This window comes from Litchfieldia stipae (genome assembly GCF_014837155.1).
GTDB lineage: Bacteria > Bacillota > Bacilli > Bacillales > Bacillaceae_L > Litchfieldia.
Map to the genome: position 1 here is coordinate 1 of NZ_JACYHA010000037.1, position 12,052 is coordinate 12,052.

The 12,052-nt window shown below is 35.6% G+C and carries 14 protein-coding genes and 1 pseudogene; 13 read left to right on the plus strand and 2 right to left on the minus strand.

What is annotated here, in order from left to right:
- Nucleotides 1-119: 119 nt before the first annotated feature.
- The 4 genes and pseudogenes from F7888_RS21715 to F7888_RS21730 form a co-directional block, all read left to right on the plus strand.
- A pseudogene (locus tag F7888_RS21715) lies at nucleotides 120-251 on the plus strand (JAB domain-containing protein); the annotation flags it as partial.
- Nucleotides 252-266: 15 nt separating this feature from the next.
- The gene (locus tag F7888_RS21720) at nucleotides 267-782 is read left to right on the plus strand and encodes a DUF1643 domain-containing protein (protein ID WP_107920289.1); all 516 of its coding nucleotides are present in this window, start codon (nucleotides 267-269) and stop codon (nucleotides 780-782) included.
- A 27-nt stretch (nucleotides 783-809) separates the two neighbouring features.
- Nucleotides 810-1,127, plus strand: coding sequence for a hypothetical protein (locus tag F7888_RS21725; RefSeq protein WP_061793155.1), 318 nt, complete (start codon nucleotides 810-812; stop codon nucleotides 1,125-1,127).
- Nucleotides 1,124-1,426 (plus strand): DUF960 family protein, encoded by a 303-nt coding sequence (locus F7888_RS21730; RefSeq protein WP_191783398.1) that lies wholly within the window; start codon nucleotides 1,124-1,126, stop codon nucleotides 1,424-1,426. Before F7888_RS21725 ends, F7888_RS21730 begins: the two co-directional genes overlap by 4 nt.
- Nucleotides 1,427-1,464: 38 nt before the next feature.
- Here F7888_RS21730 and F7888_RS21735 read toward each other — a convergent pair whose 3' ends face one another.
- Complete coding sequence (locus tag F7888_RS21735; protein WP_069297343.1) at nucleotides 1,465-1,947, minus strand: arginine repressor; 483 nt, start codon at nucleotides 1,945-1,947, stop codon at nucleotides 1,465-1,467.
- Between the two features lie 299 nt (nucleotides 1,948-2,246).
- Here F7888_RS21735 and F7888_RS21740 point away from each other — a divergent pair, with 299 nt between their 5' ends.
- The 9 genes from F7888_RS21740 to F7888_RS21780 all read left to right on the plus strand — a co-directional run bounded on the left by F7888_RS21740 (nucleotide 2,247) and on the right by F7888_RS21780 (nucleotide 11,405).
- Nucleotides 2,247-2,729, plus strand: coding sequence for a hypothetical protein (locus F7888_RS21740; protein WP_191783400.1), 483 nt, complete (start codon nucleotides 2,247-2,249; stop codon nucleotides 2,727-2,729).
- Nucleotides 2,730-2,751: 22 nt separating this feature from the next.
- Entirely contained in the window at nucleotides 2,752-3,345 is a 594-nt protein-coding gene (locus F7888_RS21745) for a hypothetical protein (protein ID WP_191783402.1), read from the plus strand.
- Between the two features lie 45 nt (nucleotides 3,346-3,390).
- Nucleotides 3,391-5,085 (plus strand): DNA primase family protein, encoded by a 1,695-nt coding sequence (locus F7888_RS21750; protein ID WP_191783403.1) that lies wholly within the window; start codon nucleotides 3,391-3,393, stop codon nucleotides 5,083-5,085.
- A 264-nt stretch (nucleotides 5,086-5,349) separates the two neighbouring features.
- On the plus strand, nucleotides 5,350-5,901 hold the full coding sequence (locus F7888_RS21755) for a recombinase family protein (RefSeq protein WP_191783405.1): 552 nt from the start codon (nucleotides 5,350-5,352) through the stop codon (nucleotides 5,899-5,901).
- Nucleotides 5,864-7,552 carry a recombinase family protein gene (locus tag F7888_RS21760; RefSeq protein WP_191783407.1) on the plus strand — a complete coding sequence of 563 codons (1,689 nt, stop codon included), beginning with the start codon at nucleotides 5,864-5,866 and terminating at the stop codon, nucleotides 7,550-7,552. Before F7888_RS21755 ends, F7888_RS21760 begins: the two co-directional genes overlap by 38 nt.
- A gap of 17 nt (nucleotides 7,553-7,569) precedes the next feature.
- Entirely contained in the window at nucleotides 7,570-7,860 is a 291-nt protein-coding gene (locus F7888_RS21765; protein ID WP_191783409.1) for a hypothetical protein, read from the plus strand.
- Nucleotides 7,861-8,170: 310 nt separating this feature from the next.
- Nucleotides 8,171-8,488, plus strand: coding sequence for a hypothetical protein (locus F7888_RS21770; protein WP_191783411.1), 318 nt, complete (start codon nucleotides 8,171-8,173; stop codon nucleotides 8,486-8,488).
- 106 nt (nucleotides 8,489-8,594) lie between these two features.
- Complete coding sequence (locus F7888_RS21775) at nucleotides 8,595-9,674, plus strand: dsDNA nuclease domain-containing protein (RefSeq protein ID WP_191783413.1); 1,080 nt, start codon at nucleotides 8,595-8,597, stop codon at nucleotides 9,672-9,674.
- 45 nt (nucleotides 9,675-9,719) lie between these two features.
- Nucleotides 9,720-11,405, plus strand: a complete 1,686-nt coding sequence (locus F7888_RS21780) for an SMC family protein (protein WP_191783415.1) — start codon at nucleotides 9,720-9,722, stop codon at nucleotides 11,403-11,405.
- Nucleotides 11,406-11,685: 280 nt separating this feature from the next.
- Here the strand turns inward: F7888_RS21780 and F7888_RS21785 are convergent.
- A partial coding sequence (locus F7888_RS21785; protein WP_191783417.1) for a transposase occupies nucleotides 11,686-12,052 on the minus strand: 367 nt, incomplete at its 5' end.

Consider the following 12,052-nt stretch of genomic DNA (forward strand, 5'->3'; position numbering starts at 1 on the left):
AAGCACATTTTTTTAAGTCGAAAGATAAAGTAAGTTACATAACAGTGAAGACATGTAGTCAAAGCAAAGGAAGCAATTTCAATGTAAATTCTACACTTTACTATTGATAAATGGTTGAACCGAGTAAAGAAGATATAGAGGTGACTAAAAGGCTAGTTGAAGCAGGTAAAATTATTGGCATTGATGTAATCGACCATATTATCGTTGGAGATGAAACTTATACTTCCTTAAAGGAAAAAGGTCATATCTGAAAGGAGTAAAAATTAGTGAAAATAACAAAATGCACGATAAAAACAGAAGTCACTTATGATGACGAAATGAAAAACAAGTATCTTATTAGGAAAGAGTGGGACAAGAACAAGAAAAAAGCACTTGTCATCATGAAAAACGCAGGTCAAGCAGATGAAATTTTGCAAGACCAAACAACGATGTACGTCATTAATAATCTTTCTAAATTGGAATACGGTGTTGTAGAGATTGTGAATTTATTTCCATCTATTGAAGGAGAAGAAACGAAAGAGTCTGATATTGATAATTTGAAATGTATTCAGGAAGCAATTGCAAGAGTAGATGATGTTATTATTGCGGTTGGAAAAGGAGTAGAAACAAATAAGAAAGCTGTTGAACGGTTAAATATGATTTTAGCCATTTTGCTAGACAGGAAGGCAAACATTCTTCAAATAGAAGCGAATTTTGGTCGGAAAGGTTTCCATCCTCTCTATCCAGCACTGAAACATAAGTGGAAATTAGTATCGTATGACGATAGCTATAAGGTGAGCTAATAATATTATATATGAAAGGAGCAAGCCATGTTTGGTATCGAGCAATTGATAAATTTTATGGAAGAGAAATTCGATGTAGCAGTTGAATTAAATGAGATAGGTGAGGAAACGGTACTTCTATATCATGAGGAACTAGACGAGGAACTCATTTCAGAGGATGTATTGCAAATATTACCGAATCCGGTTTCATTTCACACATATTTATACAATGGAGAATCAGAGTGGATTATTGGAATTGCCTTAGAAGCAAGGACCAATAATCCACTCTTTTTAGTTTGTTTGAAAGATGAAGAAAAAGTGTATGAAAATGTATTGATTGGACAGGGAGAGAAGGATGAAATTTGACTAACAAATCACGCTATATGACAAAGGCAATCAGTGAAGAATTAGATATTGAATTACAAGTGGTCTTGTGGCAATTTTACGATGAAATCAATGAACAACGAAAGGAGCAAATGGATTATCTGCAAGTTTTTGAAATTAGTGTATGTGAAGAAACTTTAACAATAACGAATAGGCAAGAAGTATCTTCACTACAAACAAAGGTTATCATCAATAACAAAGTCAAAGGAGCTAAAAATACTACTGTTTGGATTATAGATGACGAAAGATACCAAACAATGTTGTTCCCCAAGGATTATTGATTGGAGGGATGAATAAGGAATGGCTTTAATAGCCACCCTCATTCATCCTCTCCTTCAAAAACCTCCAGAAATTCATCCGTCGCTTCATCCCCATCTGCAAAAACCAAAACACTGTCTAAATCAATGATTGTTTTTAAGACGATGTCATTAAATGCCTGTTCAAGATGAAAGGCAATTTGCTGTGCTTTTCCTTTTTCAGTTTTGATGAAATAGGTCTGGACATTGCTAGATGTACTTGAATCACTGCTTATTAGTAGGTCATAAAGGATATCAAGATGAAATTTTTTTTGTACATCATGTGATGGTTTAAAGTACCCATCATTGTTTTTCTTGATACCAAGATGCTCTAAATCACGATGTACGGTAGATTGGCTTGTTTTAATCCCTTGATTCTGCAATTCAAGAACAATGTCCTCGTGAGTTCGTAAATCCATTTCCCCTAACAAAAGGTGAATAGCTTGATGACGTTTTTTCTTTTCCGATAAGCGTTCATTGTTATTTGAATGAATATTAGTTTCCATGATATTTCCCCCTAAAAGTCGGTTGTTCACAAATTTGTCACATTTACGGTAATTGTGCATTTTTTATTAGTCTCCTATTGCTTTTGAATGAATAAAGCTCCATACGATAGATGACTAATGGTATTTGTCTGAAATATAACTTGTTCCACAACAATAATGAATAAAAATATGAATAATTATATTCTATATGAATAACAAGGTTTAATCAACTCCGTTTAAATCAGCATTTTTACCTTCACAAGTATGAATAAAATGGGTTATATTCATTTTGCAAGCGAAATTGATTGGAGGAATGAAAAATGCTTCGTTACAAAAATAACTTTCAAATTGCTGTTGCTGCCTTAACTGATGTCCGCAGTGACCACTATGATGGAATCAATGCCATTTACCGTTTACCAGCGTGTGTGAAAATTCCTGAAGGAACTTGCGAAGACGGGTTAGAACGGCAACTGCAAAAACTCATAAAAGACTTGTCTGAATTGAGTGTGCGCCCCAACCGCATCTATATTCATGATGACATGATTGAAATTGACTGGTATCCGAAAGGATATCAAATGGTCATGAACCGAGGGCAATATGTAGGTTTGTTACTTGAATTTGCTGAGTTTTTGAACAAGGCACCAATACAAGACCTATTAATACAGGATGGATACTTTGGTGATGACCCAGAGGATTCAGTTAGAAGTGTCAGCAATGATATGGTCAATCTTTTCCCAGAATTCAACTCAAGTTACTTTGGCTTAAGAGATAACGAGTCTATTGAAATTATTAATTGTAACTAAATGAAAATAGGGAGGTTGCATAATGGCTCTCAAAAAGGTAAGACGTCCAGTAATAAATAAACCAAGTGAAGATAACAACAAAGAACTAGAACAAGAAGCAAACAAAAACGGAAAGGAAGAACTTTCTATGAACCAACATAACACTAATAGTAACGAAAATATGAATGAACGACTCTCTGAATCATTTTCAAACACTTCCCAAAGAAGTGATGCAATGGAAAGAATCATCTCATTTGGTGATGATTCTGTTTCAATGCAGCGGACGGCAAAAGTTCCTGAAGGCATATATGATTACAACATTGATGAAATTGACGTTCGTGAAAATGTACAATCCCAATACGGTTTGAAAGACCAGTATGTGATTACATTTTCCCTTTATAGTGAAGTTACCGAACAAGTTACAAAGTTGTCACTACCTTATAATATCTCATCCAATCAACAATCTGCTCTGATGATGTTTCTAGGGGCTTTCAAACAAGTATTCAAAGGTCAAAGAATAACGATGGGGCATTTGACTGGCTTAACTGGACAAGCTAGAGTCCATCATGTGACTTCGGAAGCCGGTAATATCTTTGAAAAAATTGAAGTTTTGACCGTTGAAAACCCTAATACATAAAAAACAGAGGGGACACCCCCTTCTGTTGTAAAGGAGAAAGCGCTTATGAAACAGACAAAGGAAGTTTTAACAAAAGAAGTATCGCCATACCTTTCACGTTACAAGGTTCGCAAAGTAAAGTTGCTTGAAAGAAGTGAAAGAATAAGAAAACTGCTTGAAGGAATTCATACGAAGGAAAATCTTTCGATGCTGGTAACGGCTTTGTATACGATTGTCGGCTCAGAAAGCCTTCAATATTTTAAGGCATTGCTTTTTGGTTTTAGCCGTTTTCCAAACTATGAATATACAAAGATGTTTGAATTAGCGGAGAAAACCGCGGAGGCTTTGGTTTCTGATGAACTTTTGGAGGAACTGCAACAGTTGATAAATATTGGAAAAGCGGAAGAGCATGGCTTTCTTTACGATGAAAAAAAGAATAGCTATTCCTTCAATGCGAACGTTTTTGCTAAGCAATTCATTCGGAGATGCCATGTTCGGTCAACGAAAGATGGACGGCTTTTCCTTTACCATAAGAAAGGTGTTTTTGAAGAACCTTCAGAGGTTGAACTTGGCAAAGTGATTCGAACCTTGATGCATGAGGGGCGCTGGAACAGTTGGAATAGTAAAGCGGAGGCAGAGGTAGTTAAGGTTTTGTTAAGAGAAGCAGACATAGTTGATGAGATGAACACCATGCGAAACTTCATCAATCTAAAAAATGGGATGTTGTGTTTGGATAGATTTGAACTGCTTCCCCACCATCCAAGTTATTTATCAACGGTGCAATTGCCAATTGAATATGAACCAAAAGCTGTTGCTCCAACTTTTGTGCAGTTTCTAAAGGGGATTACAAAAGACGATGAAGAACTCATTCGGGTTCATCAGGAAGTTTTAGGCTATCTTTTATCAGCCGAAACTAAAGCGGAAAAGGCATTCTTCTTTTACGGTAGCGGTGGAAATGGTAAGAGTGTCCTTGTTTCCATCATTACTCGGTTGGTGGGAGAAGAAAACGTAAGTAGCATACCATTGGCTGAATTCGGCAAACAGTTTGGTCTTGAAGGCTTAATCAACAAAACAGTAAACATTGCTGCTGAAAATGAAATGGGTGGTAATGCATTAAAGACGGAGAACTTTAAAGCCATTGTTAGCGGTGACACGATTACTGTTAACATCAAATATTATCCTTCCATAAGTTATAAGCCGCATTGCAAACTCGTCTTTGTTGTTAATGCCCTACCTGATTCAATGGATGTGACTCATGGCTTTTTTAGAAAGTTGGTAATTGTTCCATTCCCTCAGAAATTTGAATCGGCTGAACAGGACAAAGAACTTACGGACAAATTACTAGCAGAACTGCCTGGGATATTGAATTGGGCAATTATAGGGCTAAAAAGATTACGGGAAAATAACTACCAATTTAGCTACTGTACAGCAATTGAAGAATGCCATCGAACTTATAACGTAGAACAGAATCCTGTAAGGGAGTTTTTCCTTGAACATATTGTTCTCAAAGAAGGTGCTCGTATAAGACAATCTGATTTTCATGATATTTATTTACGGTGGTTGAACGAGCAAGGGATTGACGACAAAGGAACTAAATCCCGACAAAAGTTTTGGAGATACTTCAAAATCGTTCTTGCAAATGAGGGGATTCCAATTGTGACAAAGAAAGTCAGGGGAACAGTTTATTTCGAAGGAATGGAATTTGTGAGGTTAGAAAACCTTCCAACCCTAGCCTTAAATGGAGAAATCATTCAGTTTTAGGGGGGAGGGGGAGTACAAAAACAAAAATTCTGGTAAGGGAAAGGATAAAGGGAGCAATAAATATGTAAAGTTTCCATTTTACTCCCCACCCCTCCCCCTTTCCTAAAATCATATGCAAAATGAAATATATATTATTACTACGACGAGGAGAGCTTGCCATGAACGAAAAAGAAGGTTCTATCTACGAATATCAAAATCTTTTAGACATGTTAGCAGAAATGGTCACAGAATACCTTACAAAACACCCCAAAGGAGGAGATTCCAATGATAAGTAGAGATGAAACTGCACAGCAGAACCAAGACAAGATAGTAATTTACACAAGAAATACATCGTGGACCCAACCCGAGGGGTACAGAATTCATCGAGACGTCCAGGTCTTAAAAGACAAGTGTGAGCGGGCTGGATATCAAGTCAGTAGAGTCTACTGGGAACCAAGCTCGGAATCTCACGGGAAAAGAAGAAATGTTTTGAAGCGAATATTGGAGGATGCTGCTAAAGGCTTGTTCGGGGTAGTTGTTGTTTGGGATGTATTTACACTTTCTCCTGATGGGGAAGAGCTTCAACAAATAGAAAGAGAGCTTGTAGTATTTGGTGTAGAGCTTTGTTCAGCAACAGAGTATTTCGATGTTTCTACAGTAGAAGGAATGAAAGTGTTTGAGTATATGTGCAAGCTTCTAAATACTAAACATTTATCCTTATCAGCTATGCAAGGAATTCCATTGTCACAAGTAGCTCGTTGGTTAATAGAAGATGAAAATAAGAAAGGAGGTGAGAATGATGCCAAACCATGCGCGACAGCTAAACGACCAGCTTGACCAATTCAGCCGCATTGGAACGCAGAAAAGAGCCGCTATCTATGCCCGAGTCTCCACGTTGGAGCAGGCAGAAGAAGGATACAGTATTGACGAACAGGTACGAGTGCTGAGAGAAATGTGCGAGCGAGAAGGTTACGTTGTTCATAAGGAATACGTAGACAGAGGTAAAAGCGGAAAAAATATTAAAGGTAGACCTGCTTTACAACAACTACTGCATGATGCCAAAAGTAAAGACTTTGACTTGGTGCTCGTTTGGAAGGTGAACCGCTTTTCTCGTAAGACAAAAGATTTGCTTAACATCGTCGAAGAGCTTGAAAGTAAGAACATCGTTTTTCGTTCTTACACGGAGAACTACGAGACAGATACAATAGCTGGTAAAATGCAATTTCGAATGTTGGCAGTTATTGCTGAATTTGAACGAGATAATATCGCTCAAAACGTAAAAATGGGGATGTTGGCACGAGCAAAGGAAGGTTCCTGGAATGGCGGTCAGGTGCTTGGTTATGATGTCGTAAGCGTCCCAGGAGAAAACCGTAAGAGAAAGCTTTCTACCCTTGTGATTAATCCAACAGAAGCTCAAACGGTTCGAAAGGTATTTGACCTTTACGTTGAGGGGAATGGCTATAAATCCATCGCAAACAAACTCAACAATGAAGGACACCGGACAAAAAAGAACAAAGACTTCTCCATCAACGGGGTAAAAACGATTCTAAGCAATCCCCTTTATGCAGGGTTTATACGCTACAATGTCCGGAGAGATTGGAACGAGAAGAGAAGAAACAATATTAATCCTCACCCTGTAATTGAAAAGGGGCAACACGAAGCTATCATTTCAGAAGAAACATGGGAAAAAGCAAAAAATATCATGGCGAGTAGAAGCGGCAAGCCTAATCGGATACATGACGGCGAGTTCCCTCTCACTGGTATCATGAAGTGTCCTGCATGTGGGGCAGGAATGGTGATTGGAAGGACAACGAATACACTCAAAGACGGAACAAAAAAGGTCCTGGAGTATTATGTATGTGGAGCTTGGAAGAATAAAGGTTCAGCAGTTTGTCGCTCGAATGGAGTAAGAACGGATTATGCAGACCCTTATGTACTTGAAAAGCTATCAAACATAGCCACAAGTGATGTGCTTATAGAGCAAATTGTTGAACGTATTAATAACAAGAAAGAACGAGATTCTTCTCCGCTTCAACACGAATATGAGACCTTGAAAAAGGCACTAGAATCCAATCAACAAAAGAAAGAGAAAGTCCTTGGTTTGTACGAAGATGATTTGATTCAAAAAGCAGACCTTGTGCAGCGGCTATCCACTTTGAATGAAGAAAAGGAACGACTTGAAGAAAGACTATCTCCAATTGAATTGCAAATGGGGGAAGGTGGTACACAACTCATAAACTTTTCAATGGTCAAACAGGTCATGCAGAACTTCAAAAGTGCCTATCACGAGTCATTGACCAGAGAGCAGAGGAAAAGGTTGATGCACCTGCTCATCCGTCAAATCACCATCAATGAGAACCGAAAGATTGATACGATACAAATACAACTCAATAAAGAAGTTGCAAAACACTTCACCTTTAAAGGGGGAGAGGATTCATCTATTACGGATGAGTTCTCTCCCCCTTTTTCTATTTTAATTAATCTATAAAAAGGAGCAAATTACCTATGAGCGTTATTAATGTATTCAGGAATTACATGGAGGAGCATCACCCACATTTAGCACGGAAGGACTGGAAAGCGGATGTTAGAACTCTTTCAGTGGATGACATAAGCAACGAAGAGGTTAAGGCTACTATTCCAGATGAAAACAAACCAGAATTAACATGCTGGGTATTCTTCTACGATGGCGGTGCATCAAACGTTGTGTATTTATTACAGGATAAGCATGGTTTGAAGGATATCGGAATTGGTCTGTTGAAAGATGGTGAACTTGTTAAGCCGATTAGTTTTGTGTAAAGAACAGGCAGTCGGAAAGGTAACACAATCAACTATGTTTACATGTCAGAGAGGTTTGCTTTAGAAAAGTTTTCGTCTCTCTATTCATGTCTGATTTAACTATAAAGGGGGTGAGTTTATGACACCAATTGACTTGTTTAAAGCAGGCGTGGCGTTTGGCGTATCCATTTATGTATTTGTGAAGAAGAACATTAATCATAAAAAATAAAGGGGGAATAGTAATGCAATACTTTTTAATAGGAACAGTGGTAGGCATCATAACTTGTTTAGCTGCAGAAATTAAACAAAAATCGTATAAGTGTTATAGATAATGATAAGAGTTCGAATGTTCATTGATTTTTATAAAATTGAAGGTGCGTTTCCCAGGGATTTTGTAAACTATCTAAAGTGCGAGTTTACAATGCTTTATGACTACTTAGGTAATGGTGAAAGATTTGAGAACTTTCAGCTCTCTGAATCTCAAGCCATAATTATTTTAGAAGAATTAAAAGAAAGAAATGATATTCTGAAACATCAGTGGGATGTGGAATATCTAGAAGAAATCAGTGTGAAAGATGTAACAGTTGAAAGAATTGGAATCAATTTAGAATTCGACATACAACTCTACTACTACGTTAAAAGGTGTTAATTGGTAATAAATGTTGTTAGGGACCTATTTTATCGATACAATTGAGGAAAGTTATTTATTCATATAATAATAAACTCTCAGATTGAGAATGAATAGGATTGATTACATGGATAAACTAAAAGACTCATTTGTTAAGCCGAGAGACATTAGTGGTCCCCGTTCTTCAAATAGATTTGATTATCAAAAAGATTGGGCTATTTTAAAGATGATGGAAATGTATGAAGTTGAAGAGGACTTCTTATTAGTTATGGACTATTACGATGATGTAGTTGTTTATGATTCAGCTACAGACCCTGAAAACGTTTCCTTTTTTCAAATAAAAACAAGTTCAAAGAATTGGACTTTGAATTCTTTAACAAAAAGAAAACCAGGAGCGGAAGGACCTTCTTTGTCAATTTTAGGGAAAATGTATGAATGCAAGATGCAATTTCCAGAGCATACTTTATCACTTAATTTCATTTCGAATTACACTTATAATTTAAAATTATTAAGTGGAGAAAAGAGCATTACAAAGAAAAAAATTTGTCTTTCAGAGCTAGAAGAAGTAACCATCGCAGAAATTATCCGCAAGGTGATAGATGAGCATCAATTGAAAGATAACCCAGATTTTGTTGAATTGACGTTTTTTGAGGTATCTGAATTATTAGTGGATAATCGAGAAACTTATTTAAAGGGTAAATTATCAGAGTTTATTGAAAAACAAAATCCTGATTCAAAATATAAGGTTAGCGTTATTTACGATGCAATATTTAGTGAAGTGAAAGTAAAAAACAACTATGAAAGTGACATCTCTTCTTTCGAAGAATTAGCGAAGCATAAAGGAATTAGCCGAGAACAATTTAAAGAACATATTCAAATGTTCTCAACAGATGACGAAGAACAGGAGCGCTGGAAATTTATTAATGACTCCCTTTTGCAAGAAAATATGCCTTTTTCAGACCGGCTTAAAATAAAGCAGGCATGGGATGATTATAGAGTAGATAAGATGAATTATGCTAATTTGAAATTGAGAAATATAATCACTATTATCTCAAAAATGATAGAACCATATAAAGAAAAACAGATTATAAATTTACAAAATGATTTATTAAAGCCGGTATATAACGAATATATATCTAAAGAATCCAATTCATTTTATAGTGAATATTATATCAAGGTCATAATTTTAATGGAGTTTAGTAAATGAGCGGAAATTTCAGAAGACTAATTCGGAATTTGAGGTTAGATAACTATGAAAAGAATGATAATAAAGGAAATAAAACTAGTGTCGTTTCTAGAGAAAAAGGCAAAGAAGGTAACATTTCATCCAAACATAACAGTGATAAGGGGAGATAACCATACTGGAAAATCGTCATTAATAAAAAGTATTTATTGGACATTTGGAGCTGACCCAAAGGACTTGCATCCTAAATGGAAGAATGCAAATGTTATTTCTTTAGTTAAGTTTTCTCTTGATGGAAAAACTTATTCTATTCTTAGAAAAGAAAGGTTTTTCGCTGTTTTTGATGACGAAATGAATGTTATAGATACTTTTAATGGTATCACTAATGGAATTGGGCCTTTCATTGCCCAATTGTTTAACTACAAACTGGTTCTTAACAATAGTAAGGGAGAATCGCTTATCCCTCCTCCGGCTTATTTTCTTCTACCTTTTTACATTGACCAGGATATAAGCTGGAATAAGAATTGGGAGTCCTTTGATAGACTTTCTCAATTTAGTAATTGGAGAAATGATGTAGTAAATTATCATACTGGCATTAGACCGAATGAATATTATGAAATAAACGCAGCAATAAGAAACTATAAAAAAGAAATATCTGCATTGGAGAATGAAAGGAAAATCTCAAGCAACTTTATATCAAAAATTAGTAACCAAATAAAAGAGGAAGTTGTAGCTATTGACACAGTTCAATTTAAAAAAGAGATTGATGAGTTATTATCGCTTTATGATGTATTAAACAAAAAAGGTTCTAAGTTAAAACAGAAAATCTTAGAGTTAGAAAATCATAAGATACACATAGAACAGCAAATCAAAGTAGTCAAAAGCACTATAGCTGAATTAAAGGATGATTTTGAATTTGCAATGGAACAAACTGATTCTGTAGAGTGTCCGACGTGCGGTAATATTTATGAGAACTCATTTGCAGAGCGTTTTGCAATTGCAAAAGATGAAGATACTTGTAAAGATTTGTTATTGAGTCTGAATTCAGACTTTAAAAAAATTGTAGAAAGCGTTCAATCTGAATACAAAATTTATGATAAAAATAATCATGAGCAAGAAAAAATAAAGGGTATTCTCTCAAAAAAACAAGGAGCAGTAAAGCTAAAAGACATAATTTTAAATGAAGGTAAAAGAGAAATGAACTTACTTATGGAGGAAGAAATAAGTTCATTAAATAATGAAATATATAATAATGAGCAACAAATCGAGGATTTAAAAGAAGAATTAAAAGAATTCGAAGATAAGAAACGACAAAAAGAAATTAGAACAAAATACTTTAACTTAATGCAAAGTAATTTAATGAAGCTAGATGTATTAACAATGAGCGAAAAATCTTACAAAACAATCACTTCCAAAATAGCGGAAACTGGAAGTGGTAAACCTAGAGCATTATTAGCATATTATTTTAGTATTCTTGAAGTAATGAAGGAGTTTTCAACTTCAGTGTTTTGTCCAATAGTTATTGACTCCCCCAACCAACAAGACCAAGAAAAAGCAAACTTGGATAAGATGTTAGACTTTATTATAGAAAAAAAACCAGAAGGTTCACAATTAATTTTGGGTCTTGTTGAAATGAATGATATAAGTTTTGAAGGGGAAACTCTTATTTTGAATGAGAAACACAGCTTACTTGGAAAGAGTGATTATCCTAAAATTTCTGTGGAGATAAAAGATTTATTGGAAAAATGTGAATGAATATAAACACAGCTTTCGTATCTGGCGTACGAAAGCTGTTATTTTTACTTAAAAACCTCATTTAGATACACCACGGTGAACCGTATCACAAATAGAGGCAAAAATAGTTGTAGATAGGATGGATACTTCCTGCTAATAGCAGAGAAAGAAGGTAATTAAATACCTTCTTTCAGATTGTAGACAAAAGGCATTCCGAATGATCCAATTCGGTTGCCTTTTTCCATTTCAAAGCATTTTTCCGTTAATCTTTTCTCGAATTAGACCCCTCCGAGGTCAATTTTTATGCCATTTTTGGACTAAGCCAAGTCCAGTTTGCCATCTTCTTTAAATTCATGGCAACAAAAGTAAGCATCGCCTGCATGGACAATTTTTTAAGACCTCTTAAGGTTGTCCATCGCATACCATGCTTATCTTTCGCATCCGCAAATACTCGTTCAATTGTTTCTTTACGACGTGCATAAATAGTTTTATTCTCTTCTATGTGTCGAAGGTGTTCAATTTCCTCAAGATACCCTTCCCAGACATGTCGTTGGATTAGTTTTTGATGATTTTGACTCTGAGTACATTGAGATAGAAGTGGGCAATCCTTACATTGAGTAGGATTGGAGATGTACTGACGATACCCTTCTTTAGTAGTTGTTCTATAT